Annotated in this window: 14 protein-coding genes; 8 read left to right on the top strand and 6 right to left on the bottom strand. The window is 55.7% G+C overall.

The features are described from left to right. Position 1: 1 nt before the first annotated feature. Both yjdP and JSN25_RS07170 read right to left on the bottom strand, forming a co-directional pair. Entirely contained in the window at positions 2-331 is a 330-nt protein-coding gene (yjdP, locus tag JSN25_RS07175) for a DDRRRQL repeat protein YjdP (RefSeq protein ID WP_069325126.1), read from the bottom strand. Between the two features lie 69 nt (positions 332-400). Beyond that, a complete protein-coding gene (locus JSN25_RS07170; RefSeq protein ID WP_204525563.1) occupies positions 401-2665 on the bottom strand; it encodes a hybrid sensor histidine kinase/response regulator in 2265 nt (754 codons plus the stop codon). A 114-nt stretch (positions 2666-2779) separates the two neighbouring features. On the opposite strand from JSN25_RS07170, the gene JSN25_RS07165 reads away from it, so the two are divergent. The 6 genes from JSN25_RS07165 to JSN25_RS07140 all read left to right on the top strand — a co-directional run bounded on the left by JSN25_RS07165 (position 2780) and on the right by JSN25_RS07140 (position 8999). Continuing rightward, positions 2780-4303, top strand: coding sequence for a sugar ABC transporter ATP-binding protein (locus tag JSN25_RS07165; RefSeq protein ID WP_038636350.1), 1524 nt, complete (start codon positions 2780-2782; stop codon positions 4301-4303). Then, positions 4296-5291: an ABC transporter permease subunit gene (locus JSN25_RS07160; RefSeq protein ID WP_038636347.1), complete on the top strand. Its 996-nt coding sequence runs from the start codon at positions 4296-4298 to the stop codon at positions 5289-5291. Before JSN25_RS07165 ends, JSN25_RS07160 begins: the two co-directional genes overlap by 8 nt. Positions 5292-5379: 88 nt before the next feature. Next, a complete protein-coding gene (locus tag JSN25_RS07155) occupies positions 5380-6321 on the top strand; it encodes an ABC transporter substrate-binding protein (protein ID WP_042312943.1) in 942 nt (313 codons plus the stop codon). A 118-nt stretch (positions 6322-6439) separates the two neighbouring features. After that, positions 6440-7123 carry a D-lyxose/D-mannose isomerase gene (locus JSN25_RS07150; RefSeq protein ID WP_087856526.1) on the top strand — a complete coding sequence of 228 codons (684 nt, stop codon included), beginning with the start codon at positions 6440-6442 and terminating at the stop codon, positions 7121-7123. Positions 7124-7137: 14 nt separating this feature from the next. Next, the gene (locus JSN25_RS07145; RefSeq protein ID WP_110496213.1) at positions 7138-7998 is read left to right on the top strand and encodes a ketose 1,6-bisphosphate aldolase; all 861 of its coding nucleotides are present in this window, start codon (positions 7138-7140) and stop codon (positions 7996-7998) included. After that, positions 7995-8999: a carbohydrate kinase family protein gene (locus tag JSN25_RS07140; protein WP_087856527.1), complete on the top strand. Its 1005-nt coding sequence runs from the start codon at positions 7995-7997 to the stop codon at positions 8997-8999. The genes JSN25_RS07145 and JSN25_RS07140 overlap by 4 nt, the downstream gene beginning before the upstream one ends. Before the next feature lie 3 nt (positions 9000-9002). Here the strand turns inward: JSN25_RS07140 and JSN25_RS07135 are convergent, their stop codons facing one another. Continuing rightward, positions 9003-9734, bottom strand: a complete 732-nt coding sequence (locus tag JSN25_RS07135) for a response regulator (protein WP_204525562.1) — start codon at positions 9732-9734, stop codon at positions 9003-9005. Between the two features lie 288 nt (positions 9735-10022). Between JSN25_RS07135 and fdhF the strand changes: the two genes are divergently transcribed. Together fdhF and yjcO are read left to right on the top strand one after the other, a co-directional pair. Beyond that, positions 10023-12170, top strand: coding sequence for a formate dehydrogenase subunit alpha (gene fdhF / locus JSN25_RS07130; protein ID WP_079225655.1), 2148 nt, complete (start codon positions 10023-10025; stop codon positions 12168-12170). A gap of 90 nt (positions 12171-12260) precedes the next feature. Beyond that, on the top strand, positions 12261-12950 hold the full coding sequence (yjcO, locus tag JSN25_RS07125; RefSeq protein WP_038636323.1) for a Sel1 family TPR-like repeat protein YjcO: 690 nt from the start codon (positions 12261-12263) through the stop codon (positions 12948-12950). A 53-nt stretch (positions 12951-13003) separates the two neighbouring features. Here yjcO and gltP read toward each other — a convergent pair whose 3' ends face one another. The 3 genes from gltP to nrfF all read right to left on the bottom strand — a co-directional run. After that, complete coding sequence (gene gltP, locus JSN25_RS07120) at positions 13004-14317, bottom strand: glutamate/aspartate:proton symporter GltP (protein WP_038636320.1); 1314 nt, start codon at positions 14315-14317, stop codon at positions 13004-13006. Between the two features lie 344 nt (positions 14318-14661). Then, on the bottom strand, positions 14662-15282 hold the full coding sequence (gene nrfG, locus JSN25_RS07115) for a heme lyase NrfEFG subunit NrfG (protein ID WP_137350595.1): 621 nt from the start codon (positions 15280-15282) through the stop codon (positions 14662-14664). Further along, a partial coding sequence (nrfF, locus tag JSN25_RS07110) for a heme lyase NrfEFG subunit NrfF (protein WP_204525561.1) occupies positions 15279-15640 on the bottom strand: 362 nt, incomplete at its 5' end. The genes nrfF and nrfG, both read right to left, overlap by 4 nt.

Here is a 15640-nt window from a genome sequence, read left to right as displayed (position 1 = left end):
GCTAACGATCGTAATCTTCTTCCATTCTGCGTTCTTCGTCTTCTAACTGACGCCGTTCCTGATCAAGCTGACGCTGACGGTCATCCAGTTGGCGACGTCGGTCTTCAAACTGGCGACGGCGATTATCATACTGCCTGCGCCGATCGTCACTCATCTGACGCTGCCAGCTTTCATCACGAGCGTCATCATAATCCCGCCCGTTGTCCGGTTTGTATGCGTCGTTAATCGCCTGCTGAATATTGCCGATGGCATCATCGATAATATCCGCCTGCGCCGAAACGGTGGTCATCATCAGCAGAGAGAAAAGTAAGAATGTCGCGGAGCGTTGCATAAAACCAGCCTCATCGAGAAACTCGCCCCACGGTAATCAAAGCGAATTTGCGCGGGTAGCGGAGGAATCTCAATTACGCGAATGCCGCAGCGCTTGCGCCAGTTCTGTGCGGGTAAAGGGTTTACGCAATAACGCCACATCCGGCAGCGCCGGGTTATGGGCCGGACGCAAATCCTGACCGCTCATCAGCAGGATGTTCAGCTGCGGATAATGTGTCTGGGCATGATTAACCACATCCACGCCGCTTAAACCACCGGGCAGCATGACGTCGCTGATAAAAATATCAATCTCGGATGAAGCTGCCAGCATATGCATCGCCTGTTCCCCGTTGGCGGCTTCTAATGTCAGGTAGCCCAGCAGGTGTAATTGCTCACACAACGTCTGGCGCACATCAGCCTCGTCCTCAAGCACCAGCACCAGTTTTTCGCCACTATTAGCCGCGTGTTCCGCTATCGGTTCTGCCTCAGCCTGTACCGGCACTACGGCGCGAGGAAGCTGCAACCTGACCGTCGTTCCCTGCCCGGGAGCGCTTTCAATCTCCACACGTCCACCGGACTGACGTACAAAGCCGTAGACCATTGATAACCCCAGCCCGCTGCCGCTGCCGGTCTGTTTGGTGGTGAAAAACGGTTCAAAGACCTGAGCTTTCACCTCCTGCGACATCCCGCAGCCCTGGTCGGCGACCTCCAACATCACCATATCCTGCTTACGCCCATCGCTGCGCGTGACCCGCTGGTTCCAAGTACGGATTTTAATCGTGCCCGCCTGCCCGTCCATGGCGTCACGGGCGTTCATCACCAGATTGATAATGGCATTTTCCAGTTGGCTGACGTCAATCCACGCGGGCCAGGCGGGAGACTGGGCTTCAATCTCCAGCGTCAGCGTGGCCGGGAGCGAATGACGCATCAGTTCGCCCAGGTTTTCCAGCAGCGTTTTCAGCTCCACCGCGTGGGGATGCAAAGACTGTTTGCGCGAAAAGGCCAGCAGCCGCTGGGTAAGCAGCGCCCCGCGCTCAGCGGCTTTAAGCGCCCGATTGACCCGCGGCGCATCGGGTGAGTCTGGGTTCACCAGATCCAGACTGCCAATAATCACCGCCAGCAGGTTATTGAAATCATGCGCTAATCCGCCCGTCAGTTGCCCCACCGCCTTCAGCTTTTGGCTGTGCAGCAGCGCCTCTTCCAGTTCCTGGCGCTCGGTGCGGTCGATTTCCATTTGGCTGGTTTTTTCTTTGAGTAATCGGGTGGTGTGCTCCAGCGAAGCGGTGTTACGGGCAAAGACACTAAAAGCGCGGGCCAGTTCGCCCAGCTCATCGCGCCGCTGCAGGGCCGGAACGCTGACGTCCGATTCACCGTGCGCCAGCCGGGTCATCGCCTGCGAAATTGCCGTCAGGTTAGAGCCGAGGTTGCGATAGATATACCAACCGGCAAAACCGGTAATCACTACGGCCAGCAACGCAAACACCATAATAAACAACGCGCCGGATTGCAGTTCCTGATGGCTTTGCGCCACCCGCTGCTCAGAAATCAGCGCCACCTGCGAGGCATATTGATTAATATCGCTATTAAGGATCGCCACCAGCGCTTTGATATGAAACATATACCAGTTGATCGCCAGATCGCTCTGCTCCAGCGCGGAAGAAAGCGGCTCCAGCTTATGCAATTCCTGATTGAAATCGTTGAGGATTCTGCTTATCAACGGGCTGGAGTGATGTAAAGGCAGCGCGGTCATCACGCTGTCGAGTTGTTTCACTACCGATCGCGGCGTGGGAGTCTCAATGGCGGCAACGATCAAGCGGTCTATTTGCCCCAGCAGCATGTCATCCTGCGCGCCGGTAAGCGTTTGCAGATGGCGCAAATAGCTTTGATTCTGATACAGCGAACTGAGCAGCGCGTTACGTTCCAGATGCCGCCGCTGTCCGCGCTGCAACATACCTTCCACACTGCTTTGTAACTCATTGCTGCGCTGGATAATGCGCTCGACCAGCACCGGCTCCTGCTGCGCCAGCGGGGCGCCAGCCAGTTGTTGCAGCGAATGCTTCAGCGCCCGCTGGGTCTCCTGCAACCGCTCCGCTTCACCTTTGTATTCCAGCGCGCCGACCACCTGCGACAGTCGCACCGCCGCCGTTGCTACGTTCGCCGTATCACGCGCCAGGTTCATGCTGCCGGTCATGTCATCAACGGTTTGCTGCTGTACCTGCTCCTGAATTTGACTGGCATGCTGAAACCCCAGCACCGCCACGCCGCTCACCATCAGCGTGACCGCCACCACCAGCAGATTGAAGAACAGTAATCGTCCGCGCGCACTGGCGAAAAAGTGACGTCCCGGTTGCGGCATATCACGCTCCGTGAAGAAAAATCGCAATATGACAAATATGAACGGCTTCTGACATTTTGCATTTACATTCCTGTGATGGACTGCTGATATCGGCCACCCCACAGGAGATCCGCTATGAGCAGGACACCGGTTCTGGAGATGCGCAACATTGCCAAAGCGTTTGGCAAATTTTACGCGCTGAAAGGGGTCGATTTAACCGTCTGGCCGGGGGAGATTCATGCCCTGATGGGCGAGAATGGCGCGGGGAAAAGCACGCTGATGAAAATCCTCGCGGGCGCCTACACCGCCACCAGCGGCGAGATCCTGATTGACGGTCAGCCGTTCCACATTCGTGGGCCAAAAGATGCGCTCAGCGCGGGCATCACGCTGATTTACCAGGAGATGCAGCTGGCGCCCAACCTGACGGTGGCGGAAAATATCTTTCTTGGCAGCGAGCTGTCGCGCGGCGGTCTGGTCCAGCGTAAAGAGATGGTGCTGCAGTCGCAGAAAGTCATCGACCGACTCGGCGCCCAGTTTAAGGCCAGCGATCGCGTGATGACGTTGACTATCGCCGAACAGCAGCAGGTGGAAATCGCTCGCGCTCTGCACCGTAACAGCCGCATTCTGGTGATGGATGAACCCACCGCCGCCCTCTCCTCACGTGAAACCCACCGCCTGTTCGAACTGATCATGCGCCTGCGCGATGAAGGGATGGCGATTATTTACATCAGCCACCGCATGGCCGAAGTGTACGAACTCTCCGATCGCGTCAGCGTCCTGCGCGACGGGCAATACGTCGGTAGCCTGACCCGCGACAAGCTCAACGCCCCTGAACTGGTGCGCATGATGGTGGGCCGTCCGCTAAGCGATCTGTTCAACAAAGAGCGCGATATTCCCTTAGGTAAAGCGCGCCTCAACGTCCACCACCTGACCGACGGTCATAAAGTCCAGCCGTGCAGCTTATTGGTGCGCTCCGGGGAGATCGTCGGCCTCGCCGGGTTAGTTGGCGCCGGGCGCTCCGAACTGGCGCAGCTGATTTTTGGCGTGCGTAAAGCCGTCGGCGGCATGATTGAAGTAGACGGTGAACCGGTGGTGATCCACTCCCCGCGCGAGGCGATTGATCACGGCATCGGCTTTCTGACCGAGAACCGCAAAGAACAGGGGCTGTTTTTAGAACTGGCGGCAGCAGAGAACATCACGATGGCGACGCTGGAGCGCGATGCCAACTGGGGCATGCTCGATCGTAAAAAGGCGCAGGCCATTTCCGATGACGCTATCAAACTGCTCAACATTCGCGTTCCGCACGCGCAGGTACGCGCAGGTGGGCTGTCCGGCGGTAATCAGCAAAAATTGTTGATCTCGCGCTGGGTGGCGATCGGCCCACGCATTTTGATCCTCGATGAACCCACGCGCGGGGTAGACGTTGGCGCGAAAAGCGAGATCTACCGGATCATGAACGACATGGCGCGCAAAGGCGTGGCGATCCTGATGATCTCCAGCGAATTGCCGGAAGTCGTTGGCATGAGCGATCGCGTGTACGTCATGCGCGAAGGCAGCATTGCCGGCGAGCTGAACGGACAAAGTATTACCCAGGAAAATATTATGACGCTGGCGACCGGCGTGAACGACTCCCATCATCAGGCGGTGTCCCATGAATAATCCAACCACTCCCCAGCAGGTGGCGAAATCCACCACCGCAAAAAAGATGCTGATGAGCGATCTGATGCAAACAGTCGGCATCTTGCCAATTTTGATCCTGATTGTGGCGGTATTTGGCTTTATTGCGCCCAATTTTTTCACCGAAAGCAACCTACTGAATATTACCCGCCAGGCCTCGATCAACATCGTGCTGGCGGCTGGCATGACCTTCATCATTTTGACCGGCGGGATCGATCTCTCAGTTGGCTCGATTCTCGGCACCACCGCCGTTGCGGCGATGGTCGTTTCTCTTATTCCTGAGTTTGCCATGCTGTCGATTCCGGCGGCGCTGATGCTCGGCCTGGTGCTGGGGCTGTTTAACGGTGCGCTGGTGGCTTTTGCCGGGCTTCCGCCGTTTATCGTCACGCTTGGAACCTATACTGCGCTGCGCGGCGCGGCCTATCTGTTGGCCGATGGCACCACGGTGATTAACTCCAACATCAGTTTTGAATGGATCGGCAACAACTATCTCGGCCCGGTTCCGTGGCTGGTAGTCATTGCGCTGGCGGTGGTGGTGGTGTGCTGGTTTATTCTGCGCCGCACCACGCTCGGCGTTCATATCTACGCGGTCGGCGGCAACATGCAGGCCGCACGCTTAACCGGGATCAAAGTGTGGCTGGTGCTGCTGTTCGTCTACGGCATCAGCGGTTTGCTTTCAGGTCTGGGCGGGGTGATGAGCGCCTCGCGGCTGTACAGCGCCAACGGCAACTTAGGTATGGGTTACGAGCTGGACGCCATCGCGGCGGTAATCCTCGGCGGCACCAGCTTTGTCGGCGGGATCGGCACCATCACCGGCACGCTGGTGGGGGCGCTGATCATCGCTACGCTCAACAACGGCATGACGCTGATGGGCGTCTCCTATTTCTGGCAACTGGTGATCAAAGGGGCGGTGATCATCATAGCGGTGCTGATCGACAAATACCGTACCCGACATCATCAAAGTGCATAGACAAGCTTACTGGCCTACCCCTTCGCAGGCCTGATAAGCGCAGCGCCATCAGGCGTATAACAACAATACCCTACGTGAGGAAACGAGTATGCGTTTGAAGCCATTAGTGACCGCGCTCTGTGCTGGCGCACTGCTTGCTGCAGCTCCGTTTGTGCAGGCAAAAGAACTGAAATCGATCGGCGTTACGGTGGGCGACCTGGCGAACCCATTCTTCGTGCAAATAACCAAAGGCGCGGAGCTGGAAGCACGCAAGCTGGCGGGTGATAGCGTCAAAGTGACGCTGGTCTCCAGCGGCTACGATCTCGGGCAACAGGTGTCGCAGATCGACAACTTTATTGCCGCCAAAGTCGACATGATCATCCTTAACGCCGCGGACTCCAAAGGCATCGGTCCGGCGGTAAAACGCGCGAAAGACGCCGGGATTGTGGTGGTGGCCGTTGACGTGGCGGCGGAAGGCGCAGACGCGACCATCACCTCCGATAACACTCAGGCGGGTGAAATGGCCTGCAAATACATTACCGACCGTCTGAAAGGGAAAGGCAACGTCGTCATCATCAACGGACCGCCGGTTTCCGCCGTCCAGAACCGTGTGGAAGGTTGCCAGACCGAGTTCAAACGCCATCCGGACATCAAAGTGCTGTCGTATAACCAAAACGCCAAAGGCAGCCGCGAGGGCGGGCTGGAGATCATGACCGCGCTGCTGGCGGCAAATCCGAAGATCGACGGTGTATTCGCCATTAACGATCCCACGGCGATCGGTGCCGATCTGGCGGCAAAACAGGCACAGCGTAACGAATTCTTTATTGTCGGCGTCGACGGATCGCCAGACGGTGAAGAGGCGCTGAAGCGCGAAAACTCATTATTTGTGGCGACGCCAGCACAAGATCCGCAGGTGATGGCTGCCAAAGCGGTCGAAATCGGCTATGACATACTGCAGGGGAAACCCGCCCCAAAAGAGCCCGTGCTGATCCCGGTGACAATGATCGATAAAAACAACGTTGCCAATTATAAAGGTTGGACGGTGAAATAACCCGCCACAGCAACGCCGGATAGCGGCAAAATGCCTTCTCCGGCCTACAAGATCGGTATCAATTTGTAGGCCGGAGAAGCGCAGCGCCATCCGGCATTATTCTAAGGAGAATTCTGCGATGAAACGCTCCGCAATAAACGAAATCCTTGGCCACACGCGCCAGTTTTTTTCTCTGCACGACGTGCACCTCCCCCCTTTCGCCAGTTTCCCGCCGACCCAATGGCGCAGGCTTGATGCCTCTGCCTGGAGCGAAGTTTTCGACCTTAAGCTCGGTTGGGATGTCACCGCATTTGGCGGCAACAATTTCGCCGCGCAAGGGTTAACGCTGTTCACCCTGCGTAATGGCTCGCCGAAAGGTATGCCTTACGAGAAATGCTACGCCGAGAAAATCATGCATGTTCGCGAGGCGCAGGTCACGCCGATGCATTTTCACTGGCGCAAACGCGAAGACATTATCAATCGTGGCGGCGGTAATTTAATTGTGGAATTGTGGAATGCGGGGCTCCGGGAGCAAACAGAGGACAGCGACGTGAACGTGGTGATTGACGGCTGTCGGCAAACCCATGCCGCGGGCAGCCAACTACGCCTGACGCCGGGGGAGAGCATCTGCCTGCCGCCGGGCCTGTATCACAGCTTCTGGGCGGAAAAAGGTTTTGGCGACGTGCTGGTTGGCGAGGTCTCATCTGTTAATGACGACGACCACGATAACCATTTTCTGCAACCTATCACCCGTTATAACGACATTGAAGAAGATGAACCGGCGCAGCTGGTGCTGTGTAACGAGTATCGCCTGTTCCGCTAACCAAGGAGCGCATTATGCCGTTGATATCTCTCGCCGATGGCCTCGCCCATGCCCGTGAGCACCGCTATGCTTTAGGCGCATTTAACGTTCTGGACTCGCATTTCCTGCGCGCCCTGTTTGCCGCGGCTAAACAGGAACGTTCGCCGTTCATTATCAACATCGCCGAAGTACATTTTAAATATATCTCGCTGGATTCTCTGGTCGAAGCGGTCAAATTTGAAGCCGCCAGGCACGACATTCCGGTGGTGCTGAACCTTGACCACGGCCTGCACTTTGAGTCAGTGGTGCGGGCGCTACGCTTAGGTTTCAGTTCAGTGATGTTCGATGGCTCCACGCTGGAGTATGAAGAAAATATCCGCCAGACCCGCGAAGTGGTGAAGATGTGCCACGCCATCGGCGTCTCGGTGGAAGCCGAACTGGGCGCAGTGGGTGGCGATGAAGGCGGCGCGCTGTACGGTCATGCTGACGAATCGTTGTTTACCGACCCGATGATGGCGCGTGATTTCGTCGACAGAACCGGAATTGACGCGCTGGCGGTCGCCATTGGCAATGCGCACGGCAAATATAAAGGCGAACCGGTGCTCGACTTTCCGCGTCTGGACGCTATTCGCCAGCAGGCGGCGATCCCGCTGGTACTGCACGGCGGCTCCGGCATCAGCAATGACGATTTCAAGCGCGCAATTGAACTCGGTATTCACAAAATCAACTTCTACACCGGCATGTCGCAGGCGGCGCTGACAGCAGTAGAGTCACGGATGGCCAATCGCCAGCCGCTGTACGACGAGTTTGCCGAACTGCTGCTGGCTATTGAAGAGGCCATTACCGATACCGTTTCAGAACAAATGCGCATTTTTGGCAGCGCGGGGCAGGTCTGATGGAACGCAAAGGCGTTATCGCCGCAGGCAACATGCTGGTCGATCATGTCCATCAAATTGTGCAATGGCCGGAACGCGGCTGGCTGGCGGAAATCACTCGAAGCGAACGCGCCACGGGTGGTGCGCCGCTGAACGTGCTGCTGACGCTGGCGAAAATGCACACCGGATTGCCGCTGCAGGCGGTGGGGTTAATCGGTCAGGACAGCGACGGCGACTACATCATGGCGATGCTGGAGCAGTATCACGTTAATCGCCAGCATGTGCAGCGCACCACATTCGCCCCCACGTCGATGTCGCAGGTGATGACCGACCCCAGCGGGCAGCGAACCTTTTTTCACTCGCCCGGCGCCAATCGACTACTGGATTTACCCGCCTTTGAGCAACTGGATACCTCGATGAAAATCTTCCATCTTGGCTATCTGCTGCTGCTCGACAGTCTGGACATGCCGGATGAGGAGTACGGGACGCGTAGCGCACGGCTGCTGGCGCAAATGCGCGACAACGGCTTTGAAACGTCCCTGGATCTGGTATCGCGTAAGGGCGACCCGCGCTACCAGCCTCTGGTGATGCCGGCCCTGCGCCATCTCGACTATCTGGTGATTAACGAGCTGGAGGCCGGAGAGTTCAGCGGGCTGGAGATTCGCCAGCCCAACGGCGAGCTGCATATTCCCCATATCGCTACCGCCGCGCGCGAACTGCTGGATGCAGGCGTGCGCCAGCGGGTGGTGATTCACTGTCCGGAAGGCGCCTGGGGTGAAGAACCGGATCGAGCCGGCATCTGGATACCGTCACAGTTACTGGCGCAAGAAGAGATTGTCGGCAGCGTCGGCGCAGGAGATGCGTTTTGCGCCGGATTTTTGTATGGCTGTCATGAGCGCTGGTCGCTGGCAGACAGCATCAGACTGGCGCACGCCTGCGCGCGCGCAAGCCTACTGTGCGCCAACGCGATAGATGGCGCGAAAACGCTGGCTGAGTTAAAAGCGACTATGGCTGATGCCTGACGCTCACGCCGCCTTATCGTGATGCTGCACATCGGCGGCAAACACATAGCCCAGCCCGCGCAGGGTTTTGATCAGCATTGGCTGGTGCGGGTTGTTCTCTATTTTGCGCCGCAGCCGCATGATTAACACATCAATGGTGCGGTCAAATACCTCAACGCTGTCGCTGCGCGTCAGTTCCAGCAATTGCTCACGGCTGAGCACCCGACGAGCGTTTTGCGCCAGCGCCAGCAGCAGGCTGTATTCGCCCTGCGTCAGCTCCACCTTCAGTTGTTGAGGGTTATGTAACTGGCAACCGGCGGTATCCAGATGCCAGCCATTAAAGGAAAGCCCCGTGGTTTGCGGGCTGCCGCTTTCAGGCGTCAACACGCTCACGCGTCTGAGCACCGCCTTTACCCGTGCCACCAGCACCCGCGCATTGAACGGTTTCCCAATATAGTCGTCAGCGCCCATTTCCAGCCCGACCACCACATCCGACTCACTACCTAAGCCCGTCAGCATGACTACCGGTAATCCGGGCCTCATCTTTTGCACCTGCTGCAGCACCATCAGACCGTTGATATCGGGCAACATCATGTCCAGCAATACCAGAGCAATATCCGGCTGAGTCTCAATGCAGCGCAGCGCCTCCTGTCCGCTATGGCACGCGCTCACTGCAAAGACGTGCTCGCTCAGCACATCCTGTAATAGCGTGCAGACAGCCTCGTCATCATCCACAACCAGTATGGCTGGCTTCATTGTTTTTCCCCATTTCTGGCCAACTTAAATGAGTGTGATTGATTCTGCACAGAGTGACAGTGATAAGGCACAAGGATATGCGGGAAACATAACCTCGGTCACACTGCCGGACCGTCACGTATTGGAGATTCGTCACGTCAAATATGACGACAGCCTGTTTTTCGTCAGAGTTTTGACCAAAAATCGCCCGTAATATCGACTAATGCCCCTGAAAAAAACATGGCATAAAAGATGCATAAGCAAAGCGACAAGCGCGTATGCGCGATTTGATTAACTGGAGCGAGACCGATGAAAAAAGTCGTCACGGTTTGCCCATATTGCGCATCAGGTTGCAAAATCAACCTGGTGGTCGATAACGGCAAAATCGTCCGGGCTGAGGCGGCGCAGGGGAAAACCAACCAGGGTACCCTGTGTCTGAAGGGCTACTATGGCTGGGATTTTATTAATGATACCCAGATCCTGACCCCTCGTCTGAAAACCCCAATGATCCGTCGCCAGCGTGGCGGCAAACTGGAATCTGTTTCCTGGGATGAAGCGCTGAATTACGTCGCCGATCGCCTGAGCGCCATCAAAGCGAAGTACGGCCCGGACGCTATTCAGACGACCGGTTCATCTCGCGGTACAGGTAACGAAACCAACTATGTAATGCAAAAATTCGCGCGCGCCGTTATTGGTACCAATAACGTCGACTGCTGCGCTCGCGTCTGACACGGCCCTTCGGTTGCAGGTCTGCACCAATCGGTCGGTAACGGCGCAATGAGTAATGCTATCAATGAAATTGATAACACGGATTTAGTGTTCATCTTCGGGTATAACCCGGCGGATTCCCACCCGATCGTGGCGAATCACGTGATTAACGCTAAACGTAACGGGGCGAAAATTATCGTCTGCGATCCGCGCAAAATTGAAACCGCGCGTATTGCCGACATGCACATTGCGTTGAAAAACGGCTCGAACATCGCGCTGCTCAACGCCATGGGGCATGTCATCATCGAAGAAAAACTGTACGACCAGGCGTTCGTCGCCTCCCGTACGGAAGGATTCGAAGAGTACAGCAAGATTGTCGAAGGCTATACGCCGGAGTCCGTCGAAGATATCACGGGCGTTAGCGCGCACGATATTCGTCAGGCTGCACGTATGTACGCCACGGCAAAAAGCGCGGCAATTCTGTGGGGCATGGGTGTGACCCAGTTCTATCAGGGTGTGGAAACCGTGCGTTCACTGACCAGCCTCGCGATGCTGACCGGTAACCTCGGTAAGCCAAGCGTGGGCGTTAACCCGGTTCGTGGCCAGAACAACGTTCAGGGCGCATGCGACATGGGCGCGCTGCCGGATACCTATCCGGGCTATCAGTACGTGAAATTCCCGGAAAACCGCGAGAAATTCGCTAAAGCCTGGGGCGTGGAAAGCCTGCCTGCGCATACCGGCTATCGCATCAGCGAACTGCCGCACCGTGCAGCGCATGGCGAAGTGCGCGCGGCGTACATTATGGGTGAAGATCCATTACAGACCGATGCTGAGCTCTCCGCAGTGCGCAAAGGCTTTGAGGATCTGGAACTGGTCATCGTGCAGGATATCTTCATGACCAAAACCGCCGCTGCCGCAGACGTTATTTTACCGTCTACGTCATGGGGCGAGCATGAAGGCGTCTTCTCTGCGGCGGACCGTGGCTTCCAGCGCTTCTTTAAAGCCGTTGAGCCGAAGTGGGATCTGAAAACGGACTGGCAGATTATCAGTGAAATCGCCACCCGTATGGGCTACCCGATGCACTACAACAACACCCAGGAAATCTGGGACGAGTTGCGTCATCTGTGCCCGGATTTCTACGGCGCCACTTACGAGAAAATGGGCGAACTGGGTTATATCCAGTGGCCTTGCCGCGACACCTCAGATGCCGACCAGGGTACGTCTTACCTCTTCAAAGAGAAGTTTGACACCCCGAACGGCCTGGCGCAGTTCTTCACCTGCGACTGGGTAGCGCCAATCGACAAACTCACCCCAGAGTACCCGATGGTACTGTCGACGGTGCGTGAAGTCGGCCACTACTCTTGCCGTTCGATGACCGGTAACTGTGCGGCGCTGGCCGCGCTGGCGGATGAGCCGGGCTATGCCCAGATCAACACCGCTGACGCAGAGCGTCTGGGTATTCAGGATGAAGATCTGGTGTGGGTTAACTCACGTAAAGGCCGGGTTATTACCCGCGCGGCAGTCAGCGATCGTCCAAACAAAGGCGCGATTTACATGACCTACCAGTGGTGGATTGGGGCATGTAATGAACTGGTAACCGAGAACTTAAGCCCGATTACCAAAACGCCGGAGTATAAATACTGTGCCGTTAACGTTGAACGCATTGCCGATCAGCGCGCTGCCGAACAGTATGTTATTGATGAGTACACCAAGCTGAAAGCCAGCCTGCGCGAAAGCGCGATGGGTTAAGCCTGAGCCTACGGCCTCCATTCGGAGGCCGTTTTTTTATGCACGCGATCTCTTTATACTGTCTACTCCGTACCCTAAATAAAACTCAAAATGAAACAACTTCTTGCATTGATGTTCTTCGTGACATTCTTTGCCCATGCCAGTGATACTGAACCCGGAAGCCAGTATCTACAGGCAGCAGAGGCAGGTGACCGACGCGCGCAGTATTTCCTCGCCGATACCTGGTTCAGTTCAGGCGATTTAAGCAAAGCCGAATACTGGGCGCAAAAAGCCGCCGACAACGGTGATGCGGATGCATATGCTTTGCTGGCGCAAATTAAGATAACCAACCCGGTCAGTCTGGATTACCCTCAGGCCAAAACGCTGGCGGAAAAAGCGACGCAGGCGGGCAGTAAGGCCGGGGAAATTACGCTGGCGCGTATTCTGGTGAACACCCAGGCAGGCCGCACCGATTACCCCAAAGCCATTACCTTGCTGCAAAACGCCTCCGAGGATCTGGAAAATGACTCCGCCGTCGACGCGCAAATGCTGCTCGGACTGATTTACGCCAACGGCGTCGGTATTCCTGCTGACGATGAGAAAGCGACGTGGTATTTCAAGCGTAGTTCAGCCATTTCCCGCACCGGGTATTCCGAATACTGGGCCGGGATGATGTTCTTAAACGGCGAGCAGGGTTTTATCGAGAAGAATAAACAGAAAGCGCTGCACTGGTTGAATCTGAGCTGTATGGAAGGATTCGATACCGGCTGCGAAGAGTTTGATAAGTTAGCCAACGGCTAATGGTTTGCATTGCCGGATGGCGGCGCAAGCGCCATCCGGCAATCTGTCATTAATTACTGATTAGCAGTCTTATCAAATTTGCCCAGCACGTCGCGCTCATAGGCCAGCGCTTTCTTGCGGTCAAATTTGTGTTCCCACTTGGCGATAACCAGCACGGCCAGCGCATTACCCACCACGTTCAGCGCAGTACGCGCCATATCGAGGATACGGTCAACACCGGCAATAAACGCCAGACCTTCCAGCGGGATCCCCACGCTGCCAAGCGTTGCCAGCAATACAACAAACGATACGCCCGGCACGCCCGCAATCCCTTTTGAGGTCACCATCAGCGTCAGCACCAGCACGATTTCCTGCCACAGCGACAGATCGATACCGTACAGTTGAGCAATAAAGATAGCGGCGATACTCTGGTACAGCGTTGAGCCATCAAGGTTGAATGAGTAACCGGTCGGCACCACAAAGCTGGTGATTGACGCCGGCGCGCCGTAGGCTTCCATCTTCTCAATAATACGCGGCAGCACGCTCTCAGAACTGGCGGTCGAGTAGGCCAGAATCAGCTCGTCTTTCAGAATGCGGATCAGGATCCATATGCTCAAACCGCAGATGCGCGCGACGATCCCCAGCACCACCAGCGCGAAGAACAGGATGGCGAAATGCACCAACAGCACCAGCTTCGCCAGCGGCCACAGGGAGGCAAAACCGAAGTTCGCAACGGTAACGGCGATCAACGCAAAAACCCCGACTGGCGCGTAACGCATCACCATGTGCGTCACTTTAAACATGGTTTCGGAGATCGAGCGGAACACGGTAACCAGCGGCTCGCGGTGAGTTGCTGGCAGAGAAGACAGACCTAAACCGAACAGTACCGAGAAGAAGATAATCGGCAGCATGTCGCCTTTTGCCATCGACGCGACGATGTTGGTCGGCACCAGTGACAAAATCGTGCCCATCAGGCCATGCGCGTGGCTCTGTACTTCTGCGGTGGTGCTCTGATATTTCGAAATATCGACGGTTGCCAGCTGCGACATATCAACCCCGGTACCGGGCTGGAACACATTCGCCAGCGTGATACCAAGGATAATCGCCACGGTGGTGATCACTTCGAAATAGATAATCGTTTTGGCGCCAATACGGCCCAGCTGTTTGGCATCGCCCACCCCGGCTATGCCGACAATCAACGTAGAGATGACAATCGGCACGACGATCATTTTGATCAGGTGGATAAAGATATCGCCCGCCGGAGACAGCAGGTTTACAATCAGCCATTCACGGCTGTCACTATGGTAATGCAGGTAACTCCCTAGCAGAATGCCCAGCACCATAGCGATTAGAATCTGCCATGCCAGGCTGACTTTCAAATTTTTCATAACAACGGACTTCCTCGATGAAGCGCTATTCCACATGCAGCGTGTGGGAATAGTACATACTGAAAGGGTATGATTTGTGTTGCGTTCGTTTATGGAGTTTTTTAACGCTTATTATCATTATCATCTGCATGGCATTCAGCGCAACCCTCTGAGAACAGGGCCTTTCGCTGATTATTTGCATAAAAATGCAATTTTATCGGGGTAATGATGAATAACTTTTTGTTATAAAAGAATTTTAATATGTTCAAAAATGAAGAAGTCAGGGCATGAGTTTTTTTTGCTCGCTTGTTCGTTTGCCTGTTTTTTAAACAGGCAAAATGATACAAATCACAAATAAAACAAATTTATTTTTGCCGATTCTGCAACAACTTCGCCATATTAATAGAGTCAATGAGCTGTGCCCGATTCACCCTCGGCGAGTTTAAATCCATAACCTTTTGCCACACTGAGATAGCCTGAGCGTAGTCTGCCTGCATAAACGCATCGGAAGCTAACAGCATCAGCGCAGTGACCTCTGTCGGGTCCAGCGCCAGAGCCTTATCAATCATCTCGCGGGTAGGCGGCGTCATATGTTGCCCGGCCTGATAGTACAGCACCGTCGCCAGCGCGGAATAGATTTCGGCGTTTTCACCGCGTATACGCAGCGCCTGCTCGTAGGCCAGCAGCGCATTATGATACGCGTTTTGCCACAGATAGTACTCACCCAGTTGCGCCCATTTCACTGCGTCCTGCGGATTCGCACGAATTTGCGATTGCAGAGAAAATAGCTGTTTTTCCTGAATATTTTCATCAGAAAAAGCATGTAAGGGGTCTGCCAGACGCGCCTGCTCCTGACGTGCCGCCTGCCATTTTGGCGTTAACAGGTAACCGCCGATGCAGGCCACCACCATCAGCACCGCCGCAGCAGCCAGCCGCTTCACGGGCATGGGACGTAACGGCGCAGTGGAATGTTCGGCCTGGCTCATTGCTCATCCTCCTGCGCGTGCTGACGCTTCCTCACCTGCCAGACCACCACGCCCACCAGCAATAACAGCAGGCACGGCAGCGCCCACAACAGCAGCGTTTGCTCATTCAACGGCGGGTTGTAGCGCACGAAATCACCGTAACGCTCGGTCATCCAGGCGGTGATTTCCGCTTCGCCTTTACCTTCAGCAACCATGCTGTAAACCTGATGGCGCATACTGACCGCCACGGGCGCATTGGATTCCAGCAAGTTCTGGTTCTGACACTGCGGACAGCGCAGCTGACTGGCAATAGACAGCGCTTTCTCCTGCTGCTGCGGGTTGGCAAACGTCCATGTGTCCACCACCTGGGCATGGGTAG

The sequence above is a fragment of the Citrobacter cronae genome (genome assembly GCF_016893685.1).
GTDB classification, from domain to species: Bacteria; Pseudomonadota; Gammaproteobacteria; order Enterobacterales; family Enterobacteriaceae; genus Citrobacter; species Citrobacter werkmanii.
This window is presented reverse-complemented; position numbering and strand designations above follow the sequence as displayed.

Coding starts and splice junctions, on each gene's coding strand:
- JSN25_RS07155 (WP_042312943.1), top strand. CDS start 5,380: ATGCGTTTGAAGCCATTAGTGACCGCGCTCTGTGCTGGCGCACTGCTT.
- JSN25_RS07135 (WP_204525562.1), bottom strand. CDS start 9,734: ATGAAGCCAGCCATACTGGTTGTGGATGATGACGAGGCTGTCTGCACG.
- JSN25_RS07150 (WP_087856526.1), top strand. CDS start 6,440: ATGAAACGCTCCGCAATAAACGAAATCCTTGGCCACACGCGCCAGTTT.
- yjcO (WP_038636323.1), top strand. CDS start 12,261: ATGAAACAACTTCTTGCATTGATGTTCTTCGTGACATTCTTTGCCCAT.
- JSN25_RS07165 (WP_038636350.1), top strand. CDS start 2,780: ATGAGCAGGACACCGGTTCTGGAGATGCGCAACATTGCCAAAGCGTTT.
- yjdP (WP_069325126.1), bottom strand. CDS start 331: ATGCAACGCTCCGCGACATTCTTACTTTTCTCTCTGCTGATGATGACC.
- JSN25_RS07170 (WP_204525563.1), bottom strand. CDS start 2,665: ATGCCGCAACCGGGACGTCACTTTTTCGCCAGTGCGCGCGGACGATTA.
- gltP (WP_038636320.1), bottom strand. CDS start 14,317: ATGAAAAATTTGAAAGTCAGCCTGGCATGGCAGATTCTAATCGCTATG.
- nrfG (WP_137350595.1), bottom strand. CDS start 15,282: ATGAGCCAGGCCGAACATTCCACTGCGCCGTTACGTCCCATGCCCGTG.
- JSN25_RS07145 (WP_110496213.1), top strand. CDS start 7,138: ATGCCGTTGATATCTCTCGCCGATGGCCTCGCCCATGCCCGTGAGCAC.
- JSN25_RS07160 (WP_038636347.1), top strand. CDS start 4,296: ATGAATAATCCAACCACTCCCCAGCAGGTGGCGAAATCCACCACCGCA.